Here is a 20683-nt window from a genome sequence, read left to right as displayed (position 1 = left end):
CGGGGGGATCGGGTTGCCAACGACACCCTCACTGTTCGCGATTGGGCACTCGCGGGGCTCGGCATTATAAGAAGAGATGCCTTCGGTATCCGAAGGGAGCTGGCTGCCGGCAAGCTTGTAACCGCCCTTGATGCATTTTCAATCCGCGAAGCGAACGTTTACGCTGTTACGAGCGGCCATATGCTCAGTCAGCGGGTTATCGCGTTTATGGAGTTTCTGGAACAAGAATTGCTGGAGGGCTCGCAAGTACCATGAATCGGATATGTACTACCGACGAGGAAGAAACCGGTCGAGGCGGACCGCGTCGCCCCACATCACATCGGAACGATCGCCAAGCCTTCCACGAGCGGCATTGAAGTTCGGATCGATTGACAATCCCTGGCCAACTTCCAGCTCTTGAGAAAGAGCGAACTGTCGATCCGCAAAATCAGCTCGCCAGGAGAAATTTTTAGAACTGGATCCTGCAACAGGCCTCTCCCACCGGATAAACCCGGATAGCATTGATGACGGTCAGCCTCGTTTACCGCTGCCTCGTCCCCCACCGCCTGACGGCGTCGCTCACTCAAACAATGTGGGTCGCCTCAAAGATCAGCTTTGGCCTGCGGCGATCTGTGCTTGCCGCGTTCGTCGGAGACGTTGAAGCTGCCCATCCGCTATCACGCCGATCAGGATAACGCTGCCCATGACGGCAAAATTTAATGACGACGGAATTCCGAGCAAGTTGACAAGATTTTGCAGCACCTGGATTAGCACGGCCCCCAGCGCCACACCGAGAATGGACCCTTCACCGCCGCGCAACGAACAGCCACCCAGGACGGCAGCCGCGATGCCATAGAGTTCATAGAAGGTTCCATGAGAGGCCGGCGAAATCGACCGCGTATACATCGCGAAATAGACGGTCGAAACGCCCGCCAAGCCTGAACAGATGATATAGGCCCAGATAATGATGTTCCGGGTATTGATACCGGAATAGCGCGCAGCCTCCTCGTTCTTGCCGACAGCAAGGAGATATCGGCCGAAAACGGAGCGATGAAGAACGACGGAAAGGGCGATTGCAACAATGACGAAAGCGATGAAACTATTCGGAATGTTATAGACGCGGCCGGTTGTCAGCCATTCGAGCGTCGGAAAGCTCTGGCCGAAATCGAACCCGGCCGTTCCGTCGTCGGTGTAGAAACGAGCCGCTCCTCGATAGATCAGGAGGCCGCAAAGTGTGACCACGAAGGGCTGCAGATGCACGCGTGTGATCAACAGGCCGTGAACCAACCCTATTAGAATGCCTGCCGCGACGATCAACAGCGTGGCCAGCGCCCAGTTGATATTGTAGCTGGAGATGAGAGTTATGAAGATCACGCCCAGCAATGCGAATACCGAGCCAATCGACAAATCGATGCCGCCTGTGATGATGACGAAAGCGACACCCAACGAAAACAGACCGTAGAGCCCTACAAGATTGGCGGTATTGGATAGGTTCGCGATCGAGATGAACCTGGGATTGATTATCGTCACGACGAAAGCGATGGCGATGATGAGGATCAAAAGACCCAGATCTTTCTTCAGCATGGCTGGTTCCCTTGATTAATGTGATCCGCTGATGGCCAGGCGCATAATGGTTTGCTCGGACAATTGAGAACGATCGAGGATGCCGGAAATCCTGCCCTCTTGCATGACGGCGACGCGATCACTGACCGCAATGATCTCTTCCATGTCGCTCGATATCATCAACACGGCGAGGCCTGCATCGGCGAGGCTGCGCATGATCGCGTAGATTTCGCTCTTGGAGCCGACGTCGATGCCGCGTGTCGGCTCGTCGAGGATCATGAGCTGGGGATTCATCGAAAGCCATTTTGCGAGGATGATCTTCTGCTGATTGCCGCCGGAGAGCGTACCGGCGGTCGTCCGCACCGAGTGGCTCTTGATGCGCAGATGAGCGCGCTGCTTTTCCGCGATCTCCTCTTCACGCCCAAGATCAACAAGACCACCTCTGGAGACAGCCTTCAGATTGGCAAGCGAGATATTCTCGGCAATAGACAGATCCAGAACAAGCCCAGATGTCTTACGGTCTTCAGGAACCAGGTAGACGCCCTTTTCGATCGCCTCGGTACTGCTGTCGGGCAGGTAGGAGTGGCCATCGAATTCCATTGTGCCGCCGAGAGACCGGTCGATACCGAAGAGTATTCGGGCAAGCTCGGTTCGACCGGCCCCGATCAGCCCGCCCAGCCCGAGGATTTCGCCGCGACGAACATCCAGATCGATCCTGCCTGTCGGATGAGCTGCGGTAACGACGCCTCTTATCGACATCAGAGCTGCGCCGGGTTTCTTTGCGGGCGGATCGTAGATGGAAGTCAGGTCTCGGCCGATCATCAGCCGGATCATCTCTTCTCGCCTGATTTCGCCGCATTCCAAGGAGCCGACCATCGTTCCGTCGCGTAGCGCAATGACGCGGTCGGCACAGGCCTCTATCTCTGTCAGCCGGTGGGTAATGAAGATCACGCTGACGCCAGCAGCCTTCAGGTCGGCGACGATGGACAGCAGCCGCGCCGTCTCGCTTGCCGTCAAGCTCGACGTCGGTTCATCCATGATGATCATTCGAGCGTTGACAGACAGCGCCTTGGCGATCTCAAGCATTTGGCGCTGCGCGATCGAAAGCTGGCCGACCGGCGTGTCCGGTGAAAAATTGCAGCCGAGCCGTTCAAGAAGCGGCCGGACCTGATCGCGCAATTTTCTCCGATCGATGAGGTTCAGCGCGCCGCCGAAACGGGGCTCGCGGCCGATATAGATATTGGCGGCAACGTCGAGGTTTTCGAACAGATTAAGTTCCTGGTGGACGAAGGCGATACCCGCGCCCATCGACTGCTTGACGCTCAACGCATTCAATTGTTCCGCGCCAATAGTGATCGAGCCGGACGTCGGCTCGATCACACCGCCCAGAATTTTCATGAGCGTGCTCTTGCCTGCGCCGTTCTCCCCGATCAGCCCCACGACCTCGCCGGGATAGACTTCGAGGCTGACATCCCGAAGCGCTCTGACGGCGCCGTAGGTCTTGACGATATTGTTTAGAGCAATGAGTGGGTGCGGCATGAGCGACTCTGCATATTACGATCCATGGCCGCCGGCGCGAACGCCGGCGGCATCCTGTAGCATGCGTTACTTGCCGCTCATCCAGGCCTTAACCTGGTCAGTAAATGCATCGACATTGCTCTTGTCGATGATCTGGGTTGGAATAATGATCAGGCCGTCGTTGGGCACGAAGGATTTTTCCCCGTCGAGATAACGCGCCAGATCCTTCATGCCCTGGTAGCCCCATTCAAAGGGCTCCTGAACGACCGTGCCAGCAATGGCACCTGCCTTGATGCCACCAAGGGTTGCCTGATCGTTGTCGAAGCCGACGACGGTGACGTCACCGAGGCGCCCTGCCTCCTGGAGCGCCAGATAGATCTGGGGAGTGTTGTAAGCGAAGACACCGATCATGCAATTGATGTCGCTACGCGCCGTCAGGATGTCGGCCACGTTGCTCTTGGCGCGCGTCTGGTCCATTTCGTCGGAGCGGACATCGACGATCTCGATCTTCGTGCCCTGAAGCCCCTCCTTGATTCCTTCCAGGCGTTCATGCGTCAAGTCTGCTCCGGGCAGACCTGCAAAGGCGACGCACTTACCACCGTTCGGTAGGTTCTTCTTGAGAATCTCCGCTGCCTGATGACCGGCGTTGCGGTTGCTCGAGCCGATATAGGCAACACGCTTGCTTTGGGGAGCATCGCTGTCGGTCGTGAACAGCAGCGCCTGACTGGCGACGCGATCAAGTGCGTCAGTCTGTGTCTTGGGATCCACGGAACTGACGATGATACCGGCAGCGCCACTTGCCACGAGATCATCCATCAACCGGTTCTGAACTGCTGCCGTCGACTGCTCGGGATATTTGATCTGCACGGTGTAATTGGGAAGTTCAGCCTGCGCCTTCTTCATGCCGGCCTCCGCCAGCTTCCAGAAGTCCACCGCTCCATTGGCAACAAAATAGAGCTGTTTCTTTTCTGCGGCTGATGCCGCCGACACGAAGCCGGTCAGAGCGATTGCCGAAACCAGGCTGAGCAAGATAGTACGTTTCATCGGTTTTACCTCCCGTTAAGATGAACAAAAGCCGTCTCTCACGCTCAACGATCCTCACAGGAAATCGCTGCTAGCGTTCGAGCATTATCGAATGTTTGAAAGAGATCAGGTCGAATAGGCGCCACCATCTGCAAGGATGGATTGCGCGGTCACGTAGGACGACTCGTCAGAAGCCAGAAAGACGAAAAGCGGTGCGATTTCATGGGGCAGCCCTTGCCGGCCAAGAGGCACAAGGTTGGAGACCTTGGACATCTGCTCCACCTCGCCGCCCATGAAATCGATAATCGGCTTGTTGAAGGCTGTATCCACCCAACCGGGGCAAATCGTGTTGACACGAATGTTGTAGGGAGCCAGTTCAATCGCAAGTGTCGAGGAAAAGGAAATCACCGCGCCCTTGGACGCCGAGTACATCGTAAGCCCCGGCCCACCCCGTTTGGCAGCTAGGGATGCCGTGTTGATGATCGACCCCTTGCCGGATGCTTTCAGGTAGGGCACGGCATATTTCGCCCCCAGGAACAAGCCTTTTACGTTGACTGCAAACAGTCTATCGAACGCTGCGGCATCGAATTCCGTGATGCCGGATGACATCATCAATCCGGCATTCTGAGCCAGTACATCCAGGCCGCCAAGCCATGCGACAGCCTGCTCCACGAATTCCTTCACACTGCACTCGTCGGAAACATCGACCGGAACGAAATGCACCACCCCGTCATGTTCGGCGGCTACCTTCCTGCCTCGCTCGGCATCGATGTCGCCAATCACGACCTTGCCCCCCTCAGCAACAAATGCCTCGACGGCTGCTTTGCCGATATTGTCGACTGCTCCTGTGATCAGGATTCGCTTGTTCGATAACCGCATGGTCCTCACCAAAACTCCCTGCTTGCGACGGCCCCGAAATCGACCGCCGTACTCGCAATGACAAACTGAGTTTGTTTGACCATATTGTCAACAATCCAATTGACAAAAAGTTTGAACCTGCAATTTTGACCCATAGCGAGGTGACCATGACAAACGAATTCGGAATGAAGAAAAATTTGGCGAACTACGGAGATGCCGGCTTCTCCGTGTTTCTTCGCAAGGCTTTCATCAAGGCGATGGGCTATACGGATAAGGCGTTGGATAGGCCGATCATCGGCATTGTGGATACGAGTTCAGGCTATAATGCCTGCCACCAGAACGTGCCCGATATCATTGAGGCCGTGAGCCGGGGCGTTATGCTGAGTGGCGGCATTCCGGTTCCGTTTCCGGTCATTTCGATCCAGGAGAGCTTTTCGCATCCGACCAGCATGTATCTTCGCAATCTGATGGCGATGGATACGGAAGAGATGATCAGAGCCCAGCCTATGGACGCTGTCGTCCTAATCGGCGGCTGCGATAAGACGGTCCCGGCGTTGTTGATGGGAGCAATCAGTGCAAATGTGCCCGCCATCATGATCGTCACCGGGCCGATGCTTGCCGGTAGCTGGAAGGGCGAACGTCTGGGTGCCTGCACCGACTGCCGCCGGTTCTGGGCGCGTTATCGCGCGGGCGGCATCAGCGAGGCCGATATTCAGGAAGTTAATAAAGAACTTGCACCGACGGTGGGTACCTGTTCGGTCATGGGGACGGCAAGCACGATGGCCCTGGCGACAGAGGCGATGGGCTTCATGTTGCCAGGGTCCGCCTGCATTCCCGCCGTTTATGCGGAGCGCCGCCGGCTCGCTGAAAAAACCGGCGCGCGTGCCGTCGCCATGGCCGCGGAGAAGCTGACGCCGGACAAGATCGTCACTCCGGAATCTATTACCAATGCACTTCGCATCGTGCTTGCCGCGGGCGGGTCTACGAACGCTCTCATTCACCTGACGGCTGTAGCCGGTCGCGCCGGCATCAAGATCGATCTCGAAGGTTTTGACCGGATGGGACGGGAAACGCCAGTGCTTGTGGATCTGAAGCCGACCGGCCAGGGCTACATGGAGGATCTCTACAAGGCTGGTGGGCTGACGCCCATTCTGCGGGAACTACGGAGCTCGTTGCATCTCGACTGCCTGACAGTCAGCGGCCGCACACTCGGCGAGGAGATCGACGCAGCACCGGAGGCGTTCCATCAGGAGGTCGTCAAACCGATTGCCGATCCTGTCTACCCTTCAGGGGCAATGGCAGTCCTGCGCGGCAATCTCGCACCCGGCGGCGCAATTATCAAACAGGCCGCGGCTGATCAGGGCCTCCTGCAACATACTGGCCCAGCTGTCGTCTTCAAGGATCTCGAGGAACTTTCCAACCGCATCGACGATCCCGATCTCGAGGTGACTGCCGACAGCGTCTTGGTCCTGCAAAATGCGGGGCCGGTTGGCGCGCCGGGAATGCCGGAAGCAGGCTATCTGCCCATTCCAAAGAAACTGGCGCAGGCCGGGGTGAAGGATATGGTTCGCATTTCCGATGCGCGCATGAGCGGGACCGCATTTGGAACGATCGTGCTGCACGTCACTCCAGAGGCCGCAAAAGGCGGACCACTCGGGCTTGTGCGAACCGGTGACATGATTCGCCTGGACACGAAAGCCCGTCGCCTAGATGTGCTCGTCGACGAGGCGGAGCTGGACGCGCGATCAACGTCCGGAGGCAGGACGGAGCCACAGCAGCACCGGGGCTACAAACGCCTTTACACCAATGAGGTGCTACAGGCCGATGGCGGTTGCGATTTCCAATCCTTTGTGCCGGAGCTTACGATGGTGGCTCCGGTCAATGTTGAAGAAAAATAGCGGCGAATTGCCCCTGGACGAACGGATTTACTACGACCGATGACTGCCCTGCAGCGCAAGACCGGTATCATTGATTGCCATCTCCACATAATTGGAGATGGCAAAGATTTTCTGTATGCTGCGGATCGCGCCTACGATCCTCCCTGCGCTCCTTTGGAACAGCTTCTTTCGCTTCACGAGAGACTTGGCGTTTCACATGCGGTGCTGGTCCAAGTCAGCGTCTATGGAACCGACAACGGCCTATTGTTGGATACGCTTCGGCGATATCCAGCTAGGTTTCGGGGTGTTGCCGTTACCGGTTCGTCACCTAGGGATGGCGAATTGGCAATCTTGCGCGATGCAGGCGTCGTCGGTCTCAGGCTGAACCTGATGCATGGTGGGGGCCCAGGGCTCTCACAGTTGAGACGCTATGCCCACGTCTGCCGCGATGGCGGTTTTCATCTGCAGCTTTATCTCGACGGTCGATTGCTCGCCGATCTGAGACAAGAGATTTCCAGCCTAGACGTTCCGATCGTATTTGATCATTTTGGCGGTATCCCCGCTGAAATGGCAATAGACCCCAAACACCCCGTCGTTGATGCACTGACCGGCCTGCTCTCCGACGGCGCATGGGTCAAATTGTCTGCTCCCTATCGTGTGTCGTCATTATCGTCCGGCCATGCCGATGTCGTTCCGCTCGGACGGCAGTTGCTGAAGGCTGCTCCCACGCGCTGCGTATGGGGGTCGGACTGGCCTCATGTGGCAACGGATAAAGTGATACAGGAGGACCAGCTTCTAAAAATTGTGGAGGATATCACTCTCGACCAGAACGAACGGACTGCCATTTTGTTTGACAACGCAAAGCAGCTATATGGATTTGAAGTCCGATAGCCATCCGGCGAACGGGAGTTTCTAAGGGGCGACGATGTCCGACAACTCGAAGCAAGCAGCGACAGACCGTGTACGAGAAATTGTGAACGCCCTCGAAGAACAGATTGTGTTGGGCTGGCTCATGCCTCGCGAACGACTGCTTGAAGAGCGGCTCGCGGAGGAATTCTCCTGCAAAAGACACGTCGTTCGCGAAGCCCTGTCCGAACTTGAACGCATCGGACTTGTGGAACGGATTCCAAACAGAGGCGCCATGGTGCGCCTTCTTAAGCCTGAGGAAGTAACGCAGATATATTCTATCCGCGAAGTACTTGAGACTTTGGCTGCCGAGCAAATCCCGCTTCCCGCATCATCGGATTTAATCGGCACGTTGACGGAAATTCAGGAGCGACATAGCTCAGCCATCGAGAGCGGAGACAGTCGCCGGGCATTTCGGGCCAACTTGGAATTTCATGAAACGTTCTTTTCCGCGTGTGGTAACCCCTATCTCGCCGAGATCATACGGAGTGCAGCTCAAAAGGTGCACGGCGCCCGCTTCTTTACCGCGTCGAGCCCAGAACACCTCAAGAAGGCGAGTGACGAGCACTGGGCCATCATCCGGGCACTGCAGGACGGAGACAGACAACAGCTGGTGAGGCTATGTCGCGACCACATCGGCCCCTCGCGCGATGCTTATTTGTCGGCCGTCCAAGCCCGTTTTCCTGGGGGCACCAATCGGGCCGCCAATAAATAGTATCGCGGCGGAAGCATCGCCTTCACGGTTGCGGCGGCAGCTGCTGATGGTTCTCCTCAACGCCCTGCCCCGGAAACGAGCGCTCGCATCACATGCTCAAGTCACTGGATACCAAGGACAAAGCTGAACACTTGATGGAAGATTTTCCTCATCTGTTCCGTTAATCGCCTATACCATGTAGCGGTGTCCGCTCGGGCCGAAAGCGAGCCGAACCGACGACCAGACGATTTCCCTCTGTCAACGCTGATTAGACGCGCGACCCTCTTTGGCCCGGAGCCCTGCCGAATTGGCTCGCAATCATCGTCAATATAAGCCAAAGTTTACGGGACACGGGCGGCACACGGATGCCATTCTCTCAGACAACTCGATGCGGAGCGCCATTGTAGTTGCATAACTGGGTGCCCGCACGACGGGTCCTGCGAATGGCTATAGGTGCATGATGAACAAGCAAAACTTGTTGTAGCTGAACGTGATCTCCCAGAACCGGAACCAATTCTGCCGATAGCCGGGTCTGGACCGAAACACCTTTCCGCGTGGTCGCGCTTCGCACCAATATGACCACCTCATTGATTGCCGCATTAAGATGGAAACGCTCTTTCGGAGTGGCGCCTTCTTGATTTGCTCTGGGATGCGATCGATGATTTCTCGGCTCGATCGGCGTCGCTAACGACACAGGAGAGCGCTTCCCTGACCTCGCCTGGGTCCGGCGGCTGCATCTCCGGAAAATTCCGGGCCGCCCGTGCGTTGTTGCGGGCGCTAGTGCTGCCGGTGGGCGGGCAACGTGAAGTGAAAAATGGCGCCTCGGGGTAGATTGGCGGTCACCCACAACTGGCCCCCGTGGGCCTCGATGATCGACCGGCAAATCGACAACCCCATCCCCATCCCGTTCACCTTGGTCGTAAACTGCGGTTTGAATATCAGATCGATAGCGCTCGGCTCGACGCCCTTCCCCATGTCTTCCACCGACACCATCAGACAGCTGGAGTCGTAGACTTTAGACCTTAAGGAAAGTACCCGGTCCCCATCTTCAGTGGCCATTGAATCGATCGCGTTCGTGATCAAATTCACGAGCACCTGCTGCAGCTGAACCTCGTTGCCCTCTATCGTTGGGAGCGATTGGTTGTAGTCGGTTTGAACCGCTACCCGATGCGTCTGCAGATCGTAGCGCACGAGCGCCAGAGCTTCGCGGATCAGATTGTTGACGTCGAGCGAAGTCCGGATTCGTGCTTCGGTCTTGAAGAGCGTCCGAATATTATCGATCACCGCGCCCATACGGTGCCCGTTGTTCACGATTTGCTGTAATGCGGCTTTGGCCTCATCGATGTTGGGCGTCGCGCGATCAAGCCAGCGCAGGCTCGCACTGGCGTCCATAGTTATCGCCGACAATGGCTGCTTGATCTCGTGCGCCACGGTGGCTGCGACCGCGTCCCCTGTCAGCAGACGCACCTCGCGCTCGCGGCGTTGGCCAACGACTGCGCGCAGCAGTTCACCGTATAGCATCGTCACTTCTTTCATCAGGGTGAGCAGCACAAGGCTGCCGGAAAACACGCCGTAAACTCGCCCGGCATACCAGCCGACGCTAAAGCGGTACGGGATAGGAAAGGCGGTTAGGGCGATCTCGATGATGTATGCGAACAAGACTAACATCAGCCAGAGATCGAGAACCGAGCGGTGCCGCAGCCATAGCAAGAAAAGCGCGACGACGAATAATCCCGCCATCGGTCCGACCACGTAGTACCAGAGATAGGAAACCTCCGCCGTGTCGAGCATGATGCGCGGGAGGAACGCATGGCCTGCTGTAACGAAGACTGTTGCGCAACAGACGAGCGCAGTAACTGATCCGACAGTCATAAGGACCCTCGCACGAATGGAGCGTGGCGACAGCGCCTCCATCGGATCGGCATCCTTCAACAGTGTATAGACGATCGCGAACACGGCGAAGCCCGCGTGGGACAGGACATAGAGCCAAACCGTACTCTGGAGGCCGCCGCCAAGGCCGCCCTCCGGCGCCAATACGCCTGGAAATGTGAGCGTCCAAGGAATTGCGATGAGCGCCGTCAGGAAATAGCCACTCGCTAGTGCGAGGAGCGCATGCGAGCGTAGGACGGAAAACTGCGCGAAGAGCAGGGCTGCGGTGATAGAGTCGATGAGGAAAATCGCAGTGCCGTAGGCGGGTATAAAGGCGTCAACCCGCCTCAGTGGCAGCCCAGAGAGCGGGCCTGCCACGATGACAAAGACAACGAGCAGCACGAACACAACGCCAAGCGCGAACCGCCTTTGAGCGACACTGGGCGAAAGATTCGAGAGCACAAACTCGTCCGCCCGTAATCCGGCCGCTGACCCTTCCACAAACATATTCGCCTCACGTCGAAAGCCCGCGATGGACGGCAATTTCAAGTTCGCCAGTCTCCAATTCGAAATCAGACTTCCAGAATGTGGTGCCTTTCCTACTTGCCCGACGAGATCGTCCGATCTCACTAGCCGGAAGCCGCGGGGCGCTCCAACCACAGTCTAATGCAAGCGATCACTTTCGCCAATGCCGGCACAAGGCGAGTGCAATTGAGCGATAGGGACGTTTCTCTGACCTAACCCCGCCGAAAGATGCGCAGCCCGCTAAGGCCTAGCTTATCCCAGCTTTATGCCGCGTTAGCGGCGTCGTTTAATCCCAATTTTTCGATTTTCCAACCGGCCTCTGACGGGCGAGGTCATGTCTGGATGTATATGGACCCCGTCCGATTGCAACGGGTTTGACGGGATTGGGATCTCAGGTCACAACTGCTGACGTATATTCGGCTTCTTGATGCAGCAGGGCTCGGTGAACGACAGCTTCTGCCGGCTGAAGGCGATGATCTTCTGGTCGCGGAACGGGTTGCGTTACAGCGGGAGGCTCGGCTAGTTTCGATACCATCCGCGCACTCGATTTCCCGGAGGGTTGGCTGGTTGGGGAAGCGACAGCTAACGGATGGGGTAACACATTCAACGAACCGGCAGATGCGGTGGACCGATGTGAAGATACGTCGAGCACATCTATCCGACGCATTCATACAGCGTGCTGCAGAACGCTCAGACCCCCGTCCACCGTCAGGCAGGTCGCGTTCATGAACGGGCACTCGTCCGAAATCATGAACACGGCCGCCATGGCGATTTCCTCCGGCGTCGCAATTCGTCCTCCGGGATGAAGCTTCATCGTCTCGGCCTTCGCCGCCTCAGGATCGGGAAAGCCGTTCCAGTAGTCGATGACCTTCTGGGTCGCGACATAGCCGGGGGCAAGCGCATTCACGCGAACGTTCTTCGGCGCGTATTCGAGCCCCAGCGATTTCGTCATGCCAAGCAGCGCATGCTTTGCCAGGGGATATGGGAAGGTATGCGGGATGATGGTGAAGGCATGGGTCGAGGCGATATTGAGGATCACGCCTCCGCCCTGGTCGATCAGGCCGGGCAGAACCGCCTTCGAGCAGTTCCACGCCCCCTTGAGATTGATGTCGAAGCAGCGGTTCCATTCCTCGTCGCTGGTATCCAGTGGCTCGGAAAACACATTGACGCCGGCATTGTTGACCAGCGCGTTGATCCGGCCGATCTCCGCTTCAGCCTCGGCGACAGCCGCGACGATCGCCTTGGCGTCCGTAATATCGGCCGATCGCGCGCCGACCCGATACCCCTCACCCTTCAGCCTCGCCGCTTCCTGATGAAGCAGCGCCTCGTCGCGATCAATCAGGAACAGGCATGCGCCATCTCGCGCGAATGCCTTGGCGATCGCAAGGCCGATGCCCTGCGCGGCGCCGGTGATGAGGATACGCTTGTCGAGTAGACGATTGGACATGGCGGCCTCCATCACCACTCGGCGAAACTGCCGTCCTCGTGACGCCAGATCGGGTTGCGCCAGCGGTGCCCCTCCTTCGCACGTTCGATGACATAGGCCTCATCCACCTCGACGCCAAGACCGGGTCCCTGCGGGATCGATACGAAACCATCGGCATAATGGAACACCTCCTTGTTGGAGATGTAGTCGAGAATGTCGTTGCTCTTGTTGTAGTGGATCCCGAGGCTCTGCTCCTGGATGAAGGCGTTGTAGCTGACCGCATCGACCTGCAGGCAAGCCGCGAGCGCGATGGGGCCGAGCGGGCAATGCGGCGCGACCGCGACGTCGTAGGCTTCGGCCATCGCCGCGATCTTGCGACATTCGGTAATCCCGCCGGCGTGGCTCAAATCCGGCTGGATGATGTCGACGTAGCCGTCGGACAGAACGGACTTGAAGTCCCATCGGGAATAGAGACGCTCGCCCAGCGCGATCGGCGTCGAGCAATGATTGGCGATTTCCTTCAGTGTTTCGCGGTGCTCGGACAAGACCGGTTCCTCGATGAACATTAGCTTGTAGGGCTCCAGCTCCTTGGCAAGCACCTTCGCCATCGGCTTGTGCACGCGGCCGTGGAAATCGACACCGATGCCGACATGCGGGCCGATCGCCTCGCGGATCGTCGCGATCGTCTCGACGGCCTTGTCGATCTTCTCGTTGCTATCGACGATCTGCATTTCCTCGCAGCCATTGAGCTTGATCGCCTTGAAGCCGCGCGCGACCACATCTCTCGCATTGCGCGCGACGTCCGCGGGCCGATCACCGCCGATCCAGCTATAAACCTTGATCTTGTCACGCACCTGGCCGCCCAGCAACGAGTGGATAGGCTGCCCGAGCGCCTTGCCCTTGATATCCCACAGCGCCTGGTCGATGCCGGAGACCGCGCTCATGTGAATGGCGCCGCCGCGATAGAAGCCCCCGCGATACATGACCGTCCAGTGATCCTCGATCAGGAACGGATCCTTGCCGATCAGGTAGTCCTCGAGCTCATGAACAGCCGCCTGAACGGTGAGCGCTCGCCCCTCAACGACGGGTTCGCCCCAGCCGACAATGCCCTCATCGGTCTCGATCTTCAAAAACAGCCAGCGCGGTGGGACGATATAGGTCGTGAGCTTGGTGATCTTCATGGTCTTACTCGCATTAGCTGAGAATGAGGTCGGCGGCTTTTCCGGCGGCGGCCAGAACCGCCGCGTTGGTGTTGCCGCTGACAATGGTCGGCATGAGGGAGGCATCGACGACGCGCAGGCCGCGCGTACCCCGGACCCGCAACTGCGTGTCGAGCACTGCCTCGGGGTCGTTGTCCGCACCGATCTTGCAGGTTCCGACAGGATGGTAGCCGGTCTTGACGGTGCGCTTGCAATGAGCGGCGACCGCTTCGTCGCTCGTGACGTCGGGGCCGGGAAAGATTTCCTTGTCGATCAGTTCCTTCATCGGAGACGCGTCGAGCACCGTGCGGGCAAAGCGGAAGCTGGCCATCGTCAGCCGCAGATCGTCGGGATGCGCGAAAATCTGCGTGTCGACGATAGGGTTAGCGAAGGGATCGCTCGACGACAGCGTGACGGAACCGCGCGCCTTGGGACGAAGCAGCAGCGAATTGATGGTCACGCCGTCACCCGGCTTGGTCCCCATTACATCGCGATCGAGATAGACGGTCGGCACGCAGAACATCTGGATGGTTGGCCGCTCGTTGTTACCGTCGGGATCGTAGAAGGCGCAGGTCTCTACACCCGTCGTGGACACCGGGCCGGACTTGAACATCAGGTACTGCAACCCGGCCTTGATCATCGGCCAGCCGCGATCCTGGCCGTAATAGCCGAACGATCCCTTCGTGGTCGCCACGACAGGGCACTCATAGTGGTCCTGCAGGTTCTTGCCGACGCCAGGCAGGGCGACGGTCGTCTTCAGACCGTGGCGCTTCAGTTCGTCTTCCGGCCCGATGCCCGACAGCATCATCAGTTTGGGTGTCTGATAGGCGCCCGCGGCCAGAATGACCTCGTTGCCGGCTTCCGCGCGCTTCTGCGTGCCGTTTTGCATGTAACGCACGCCGGTGACACGGTCGCCGTCCATATCGAGCACGGTGACGGTGGCGCCCGTCTCGATCGTCAGCAGCGGATCGTTCATGACCGGCGCCAGAAAGGCGTCGACGGCGCTCGAGCGCTTGCGCGTCGTCCAGTCGATCGTGTGCTGCATGAAGCCGACGCCGAACTGATAGGCGCCGTTGAAATCCGGATTGTAGGGAATGCCCATGCCTTGCAGGGTTTTCACGTAGGTCCGCGTCATCGGGCTGGTATGGCCGAGATGGGAGATCTTCAGCGGGCCGCCAACCCCGTGAAACTCGCCGGCGAGATGGTCGTTGTCCTCCTGCGCCTTGAAGTAGGGCAGCAGGTCCCGGTACGACCAGGCATCGTCGTTCGATCCTTCAGGCGTCGCAAGCTCGTTCCACAGATCGAAATCCGCAGCCTGGCCGCGCATGTAGACCATGGCATTGACAGTGCTGCCGCCGCCCAGAACCTTGCCCTGCGGAACAATCGGGCCGCGCCCGTCTAGCTGAGGCTGCGGCTTCGTCTGGTGCATGGTCAGGTAGGTGTCCTTGGCGAGGAACTTCATGTAGCCCGCGGGAAACTGCATGATCCGGTTTGCCTTCGCCGGCCCCCGTTCGAGCAGAAGAACCTTCGCCTTCCCCTCTCGCACCAATTTGGCCGCGACCACGCAGGCGGAGCTTCCGCCGCCAATAATGATGTAGTCGTAACGGTCTTTCGCGGACATTCACCAACTCCAGTCTGTGTAGTCTCAAATGGCCTCAGGGCTCAGCCGAACGCTGCCCGAGAGGCGTTCGTGCGGCGCCAGCACCTTCAGGTCGCCCAGATCGGAGAGGTGATGGCCATCGGCCAGATGCGTCATCGGCTCGAAGCAGAAATAGTCGCGCTGGAAGCTTGGATCGAAGCCGGTGTCCGACACGAAGACGAAGGCGTGCCTGAAGACGGGATCTGCGGTCAGCTTCAATGCCGTCCGCCGCTCGGGCCACGCAATCGTCGCCTCGCCGTCCCAGCCTTCGAAGCCGTTATTAACCCAGCGATGCGGCAGCTCGGCGGGCTCGCCGAAGTCGAGATCATCAGGGATATCCGTCCGCTCACCCGGGAGCCAGCCCCCGACCTCGGTCCAGAATGCCTGCGACCGGGCTTGGAGCGTCGTTTGCGGCGTCATCGGGAAATAAGGGTGCCAGCCAAGGCCGAAGGGCATTGCCTTGTCGCCGCGATTTTCGACCGTCAGCGTCATCGTCAGGCCAGAGGAATCGAGCGCGAAGCGCTGGCTTGCGCGGTAAACGTAATGCGTGTTCCCGTCGCAATGGACGAAGCTCATCTCGACCATGTCATCGGTCTGCTGGTCGATTGCCCAATCGGCCTGCCAGCCCTCGCCGTGGAGATAGTGCTTGTCCCATTCGGTATTCGGCTCGAACCGATATTCGGCCCCCTCGAAGACGAACCGGTTGTCGCGGACGCGATTACCGAAGGGGACTAGCGGGTAGCAGGAGGACGCCAAGGCGTCCGCCTCGGACGACGTCGCCGGGCGCAGCAGAGGCACGCTTTCGCCCTGCGTCTCCTTCCAGAAGCCCAGGACCAGGCCACCCTTTGAAGAGACGCGAAGCGAAAACGATCCAGATTTCAGATCAACCACCGCCATCGCATCAGCCCTTGTTGCGCGACATGCTGCGCTTGATCGCCTGGATATTGGCGAGGACGGCGATAACGATGATGAGACCGCGCACGACCTGCTGGAAGAACGGATTGATGCCAAGCAGGACCAGGCCGTTTCCGATGAGCGTGATGACGAGAACGCCGAGCAGGGTGCCGAGCATGGAGCCGCGCCCGCCGGAAAGCGACGTGCCGCCGACGACCACGGCTGCGATGACGTCGAACTCAAGTCCGGTCGCCGCGGTCGCATTGCCCGAGCCGAGACGGGAAACGAGAAGAATACCGGAAATGGCTGCCATGGCGCCGGCGATCGCAAAGAGCGCCACGCGGATCTTCGAGACGCTGATGCCGCTGAGAAACGCGGCGTGCGCGTTGCCGCCGATCGCGAAGACGGAGCGGCCGAAGGCGGTCTTGCGGCTGACGAAGGCAAAGATCGCGAAGAAGACCAGCATGATGATCGCGGCAGGCGGAATGCCCAGAACGGAGCGATCAAGCGCATCGAGCGTATCGTTGCGGCCAATCGAAACGGGAAGCGCGTCGGTCACGAACAAGGCCGTGCCTCTAAGAGCGCTCCAGAGCCCAAGCGTTGCGACGAACGAAGGAACGTCGAAATAGGCGCGCAAGGCGCCGGCGATCGAACCGAGCAGCGCTCCGATGACGATCGAAAGAGCGAAAGCGACCGGCGTCGGCACGCCCCATTGCAGCAGAATGGCGAGGACGACCGAGATGAACGCAACCATCGGCCCGACGCTGACATCGATCTCGCCGGCGATGATGATCAATGTCGCCGCCCAGCCCGCGATGCCAATCGTGGCCGCATCGCGGAGGATATTGATCTGGTTGTTGAAGGAAAGGAAGCCGTTGGCCGTCGATGTGAAGACCACATAGAGAACGACGATAGCGACGAAGAGGCTCAGCTCATTCATATGCTGGGAAAAGCTGAAGCCTGACTTCTTTCGGGTGGATGCTGACGTTGCAGCCTGGTCGAGTGACATCGCGCCTCTCCCTCAATGTCCTGCGATGCAGGCAGCCATCAAGGCGTCCTGATCGATGTTTGGTGATTTGAATTCTTCGCAAAGGGTTCCGTCTCGCAGCACCAGCACGCGGTCGCAAACGAGCGGCAGCTCCTCGATCTCGCTGGAGACAAAGATGACGCTGCGCCCTTCGGCCGCCAGCTGGCGGATGATGGCATAGATCTGCCCCTTGGCTTCCACATCGACGCCCCTGGTCGGTTCATCGAGCAAGAGAACGCGACTGTCGGCATAGACCCAGCGGCCGATGACGACCTTCTGCTGGTTGCCGCCCGACAGCGTTCCGATCGGCGTATCCGTGCGCGCGGTCTTGACGTGCAGCCGTTCGATGACCCGGCGCGTCGCCTCAGCCATCATTTTTGCCGAGAGAACGCCGCTCTTGCTGACGCCGGAAAAGTTCGTCGCAAGCGTGTTTTCGTCGACACCGAGAAGGGGAACGATGCCTTCTTCCTTGCGGCTTTCCGGCGTGTAGCCGAAGCCGCGCGACAGCATGCGCTTGTAGTGTCCCGGCCGGACCGCGGCGCCGTCGACGAGCACCTCGCCCTGGTCCTGGCGCCGGACGCCCATGATGGCCTGCAGCAGCTCGGTCCGGCCGGCTCCAAGCAACCCGGCGATGCCGAGAACTTCGCCCGCCTTCAGATCGAACGAGACCGAACTCAGCTTCGGTGCCAGCGCGAGGTTGCGAACCTCGAGCACGGTCTTTCTCTGGCTTCTGTTTTCCAGCGCCGCCGCCTGCGATCCTTCCGAGCCCAGCATGAGCCGGACGATCTCGCGCGTATCGGCGCCCTTGACATCAACCGTGTCGATGATGCGTCCGTCGCGCATGACCGTCGCGGAATGCGCGATCTGGCGAATTTCGTTCATGCGGTGGCTGACATAGATGACGGCAATGCCCTCGGACGCGATGCGCGTCACCGCAGCCATGACCTTTTCCGCCTCGGCCGCGGCAAGCGAACTCGTAGGCTCGTCGAGAATGACGAGCTTCGGCTTTCCAAGCAGAACGCGCGCGATCTCCAGCAGCTGGCGCTCGGCCGGGCTCAGGCTTGAGACCAGCGTGTTGGGCGCGCGGTCGAGACCAAGCCGGCCCATCGCTTCGGAAGCCTCCGCCTCCATCTCCGCATACTGGATGACGCCGCCCTTTCGCGGCCAGCGTCCGAGAAACAGGTTCTCGGCAAGCGTCATGCCCGGAACCAGGCTCAGCTCCTGGTAGACGACGCGGACGCCCTTGTCGAAGGCGTCCTGGGCGCGGCCGGAGCCGCTGTGACGCAGCTCCTCGCCGTCGACCTCGACGGTGCCGCTGTCGGGAATTTCCGCGCCGGTCAGCATCCGGATCAGCGTCGACTTGCCGGCGCCGTTCTTGCCGAGCAGCGCCCTCACCTCACCGCCGGCCACCGCGAATGTCGCGTTGTCGAGCGCGAGCACGCCGGGATAACGGCGCGTGCACCCCTTGATCGAGGCGATCGGACGGTGAGCAAACTCGGGCGAGCGTGATATCTGTGTCATGAAACTTTCCACCGATGAAAGATGCCGCCAGTCGCCTGGCGGCCTCGATTGCCGTGAAACTCCGGCTCAAAACCTCACGGAATACCGTCCGCGTGCGCCTTAAGCCAAGCCTTGCCGTCTTCGGAAGACTTGTAAACATCGATATCGTAGGGGACCTTGATATCGGCCGGTGCCTGGCCATCGACGGACTTAATCGCCTGGGCGAGCGCGAGCTTGCCAAGACCCTGGCCCGAGATGTCGACAACGGCCTTGATGACCGTGAAGTCGGAGAGTTCCTGGGCGATTTCAGTGGTCATGTCGCCACCGAAGACCACGACCTGGCCGGTCTTGCCCTGGCTTTTGACGGCACGGGCCGCACCAAGGGTCGCGCCGCCGGCTTCGCCGAAGAATGCATCGATGTCAGGGTTAGACGACAGCATGGTGCTGGCGACCGAAACCGCCTTGTCGAGGATCGCGCCTTCCTGGTTGGCCACGATTTGAGCGCCCGGAACCTTGGCCTTAAGCGCTTCCTCGAAGCCCTTGCGGCGCGTCACGCAGACCTCGACGAACTCGCAGTTCAGAACCGCGATCTTCGGCGCGTCCTTCTTCTCGGCGATGAAATAGTCGGCGGCGGCATCGCCGAGCTTGTGGCCGAAATCATAAGGGTCACCGACGGCGTAGGCGGAGACGTACTCCTTCATGTCGGCGTCGTTCAGGCATGTGTTGTAACAAACGACCGGGATGCCCGCGTCATGAGCACGACGGATCGCGCGCGAGGAGCCGTCGGCGGAAACCGGGGAAACGATAATCGCCTCAACACCGGAGGAAATGAGGGAATCGATGAAGGATGATTCCTTGCTGGCGTCGCCCTGCGCATTGGTCTCGATGACATCGAGCTTGCGGCCAGCATCGGCGGCACCAGTCTGGATGCCCTTGCGGACGCCAGCATAGAAGCCCTGGGCGTCCATGTAGATCGCGCCGACCTTCAGGTCTTTATCCTGCGCGAAGGCGGGCGACAGCCCCGCCGCGGCGAATGTTCCAAGTGCCAGCATCGTGGCGCGCGTAATGAGCTTCATCGCTCCCTCCCTTGAGATCTGATGGCGTCAGGAACGCGGATCCACCCGGCTCCTCCAGCCACGGCAACCATATTCTTGGTCTTACCAATGTCAATATAAATACGATTTATTTTTTATAAGATGTGTTTTTATGAGGGTATCCTGTGCTAAACATTTCTACGCGGGGGACAGTTGCGCTTATAAATCGTATTTTTTGACGCCCACGCTTGACTGGTCTTTGGCTGACAGCAAGCTGAGACCGATTGAATCGGAGACAAATCTGTGGCGATACCGCAAACGGACAGGAAGTTGACAGAGGGTGGCGTCGAGATCGCCTCCCGCGGAAAGAGGACTGTTCGCGAGTCCCTGCTGTCACGCTTGGTCCACATGATTGTGGCGGGCGAATTCGCCGAAGGTTCGACGCTCCCCAATGAGGCGGAGTTGACCGAGCAATTCGCCGTCAGCCGTACGAGCCTGCGCGAGTCCATGCAGTATCTGAGCGCCTTGGGCATGGTTCGATCACGCACCAGGGCCGGAACGATCGTGCTCCATCGAGAAAACTGGAACTACCTCGACCCGCTGGTGCTTGACGTGATGCTGGCGATCGGCGGAGACGAGGCGTTCTATACCTCGCTGATCGATGCCCGCCAGTTGCTCGAACCGGCGGCGGCCGCCCACGCGGCAACGAAGGCCACCGCCAAACAGCTTGCCAGGATTGCCCAGGCCTTCGAGGACATGGTCGATGCGAATGCACGCGACAACGAGGAATGGAGCCGGGCCGACCTCGAATTCCACACGGCGATCATCAACGCCAGCGGAAACTGGGTCTATCGTCAGTTCGCCAGCGCGATCCGCGCGGCGCTGCTGGCCAGTTTCCGGCTGACCAACCGCGCCAGCCAATCGCACGAACAGGCGATCCAGAAGCACCAGGATGTGCTGGAGGCCATACGCATGCGCAATCCGGACAATGCGCGCCGCGCAATGGAGACGCTCATCGGTGTCGCCCGCGCGGAAATCACCGATGCGCTGAAACGCAGCAAGTGATCGCGCTGCCCCGTGCGCCGGGAGAGACGAAGGCGTGCCTTGATAGGCAATCGGGATACGCGTTGGTCTTGAGCCAGTACGGACCCA

Annotated in this window: 17 protein-coding genes; 5 read left to right on the top strand and 12 right to left on the bottom strand. The window is 59.3% G+C overall.

Annotated elements, in window-relative coordinates:
• Positions 1-255: LysR substrate-binding domain-containing protein (locus ACPYOI_RS01330; RefSeq protein WP_481422485.1), on the top strand; the 255-nt coding region annotated here is incomplete at its 5' end.
• Between the two features lie 333 nt (positions 256-588).
• On the opposite strand, the gene ACPYOI_RS01325 is transcribed toward ACPYOI_RS01330, so the two are convergent.
• The 4 genes from ACPYOI_RS01325 to ACPYOI_RS01310 form a co-directional block, all read right to left on the bottom strand.
• Positions 589-1563, bottom strand: coding sequence for an ABC transporter permease (locus tag ACPYOI_RS01325; RefSeq protein WP_481422484.1), 975 nt, complete (start codon positions 1561-1563; stop codon positions 589-591).
• Between the two features lie 15 nt (positions 1564-1578).
• Positions 1579-3081 carry a sugar ABC transporter ATP-binding protein gene (locus tag ACPYOI_RS01320; RefSeq protein WP_481422483.1) on the bottom strand — a complete coding sequence of 501 codons (1503 nt, stop codon included), beginning with the start codon at positions 3079-3081 and terminating at the stop codon, positions 1579-1581.
• A 66-nt stretch (positions 3082-3147) separates the two neighbouring features.
• Positions 3148-4104: a sugar-binding protein gene (locus tag ACPYOI_RS01315; RefSeq protein WP_481422482.1), complete on the bottom strand. Its 957-nt coding sequence runs from the start codon at positions 4102-4104 to the stop codon at positions 3148-3150.
• A gap of 105 nt (positions 4105-4209) precedes the next feature.
• A complete protein-coding gene (locus tag ACPYOI_RS01310; protein WP_481422481.1) occupies positions 4210-4962 on the bottom strand; it encodes an SDR family NAD(P)-dependent oxidoreductase in 753 nt (250 codons plus the stop codon).
• Positions 4963-5126: 164 nt separating this feature from the next.
• Here ACPYOI_RS01310 and ACPYOI_RS01305 point away from each other — a divergent pair, with 164 nt between their 5' ends.
• Genes ACPYOI_RS01305 through ACPYOI_RS01295 form a run of 3 tightly spaced genes read left to right on the top strand, consistent with a single transcriptional unit; the run spans position 5127 to position 8439 of the window.
• On the top strand, positions 5127-6839 hold the full coding sequence (locus tag ACPYOI_RS01305) for an IlvD/Edd family dehydratase (RefSeq protein WP_481422479.1): 1713 nt from the start codon (positions 5127-5129) through the stop codon (positions 6837-6839).
• 39 nt (positions 6840-6878) lie between these two features.
• On the top strand, positions 6879-7709 hold the full coding sequence (locus ACPYOI_RS01300) for an amidohydrolase family protein (protein WP_481422478.1): 831 nt from the start codon (positions 6879-6881) through the stop codon (positions 7707-7709).
• A 34-nt stretch (positions 7710-7743) separates the two neighbouring features.
• Entirely contained in the window at positions 7744-8439 is a 696-nt protein-coding gene (locus tag ACPYOI_RS01295; RefSeq protein WP_481422477.1) for a GntR family transcriptional regulator, read from the top strand.
• A gap of 756 nt (positions 8440-9195) precedes the next feature.
• On the opposite strand, the gene ACPYOI_RS01290 is transcribed toward ACPYOI_RS01295, so the two are convergent.
• The 8 genes from ACPYOI_RS01290 to ACPYOI_RS01255 all read right to left on the bottom strand — a co-directional run bounded on the left by ACPYOI_RS01290 (position 9196) and on the right by ACPYOI_RS01255 (position 19573).
• Positions 9196-10836, bottom strand: a complete 1641-nt coding sequence (locus ACPYOI_RS01290; protein ID WP_481422476.1) for an MASE4 domain-containing protein — start codon at positions 10834-10836, stop codon at positions 9196-9198.
• Between the two features lie 643 nt (positions 10837-11479).
• Positions 11480-12259, bottom strand: coding sequence for an SDR family oxidoreductase (locus tag ACPYOI_RS01285; protein WP_481422475.1), 780 nt, complete (start codon positions 12257-12259; stop codon positions 11480-11482).
• 11 nt (positions 12260-12270) lie between these two features.
• Positions 12271-13419 carry a galactonate dehydratase gene (gene dgoD / locus ACPYOI_RS01280; RefSeq protein WP_481422474.1) on the bottom strand — a complete coding sequence of 383 codons (1149 nt, stop codon included), beginning with the start codon at positions 13417-13419 and terminating at the stop codon, positions 12271-12273.
• A gap of 13 nt (positions 13420-13432) precedes the next feature.
• On the bottom strand, positions 13433-15058 hold the full coding sequence (locus ACPYOI_RS01275; protein WP_481422473.1) for a GMC family oxidoreductase: 1626 nt from the start codon (positions 15056-15058) through the stop codon (positions 13433-13435).
• 24 nt (positions 15059-15082) lie between these two features.
• Positions 15083-15973, bottom strand: coding sequence for an aldose 1-epimerase (locus ACPYOI_RS01270; protein ID WP_481422472.1), 891 nt, complete (start codon positions 15971-15973; stop codon positions 15083-15085).
• 4 nt (positions 15974-15977) lie between these two features.
• Positions 15978-16979, bottom strand: coding sequence for an ABC transporter permease (locus ACPYOI_RS01265; RefSeq protein WP_481422471.1), 1002 nt, complete (start codon positions 16977-16979; stop codon positions 15978-15980).
• Positions 16980-16991: 12 nt separating this feature from the next.
• A complete protein-coding gene (locus ACPYOI_RS01260; protein ID WP_481422470.1) occupies positions 16992-18518 on the bottom strand; it encodes a sugar ABC transporter ATP-binding protein in 1527 nt (508 codons plus the stop codon).
• Between the two features lie 74 nt (positions 18519-18592).
• Positions 18593-19573 (bottom strand): substrate-binding domain-containing protein, encoded by a 981-nt coding sequence (locus ACPYOI_RS01255; RefSeq protein WP_481422468.1) that lies wholly within the window; start codon positions 19571-19573, stop codon positions 18593-18595.
• A 267-nt stretch (positions 19574-19840) separates the two neighbouring features.
• Here ACPYOI_RS01255 and ACPYOI_RS01250 point away from each other — a divergent pair, with 267 nt between their 5' ends.
• Positions 19841-20596, top strand: a complete 756-nt coding sequence (locus ACPYOI_RS01250; RefSeq protein ID WP_481417211.1) for a FadR/GntR family transcriptional regulator — start codon at positions 19841-19843, stop codon at positions 20594-20596.
• Positions 20597-20683 lie beyond the last annotated feature (87 nt).

This window comes from Rhizobium sp. SVR5-2C, assembly GCF_056755115.1.
Note: the sequence above shows the minus strand (reverse complement) of the source record. Positions and strands in the feature narration are given on the sequence as shown.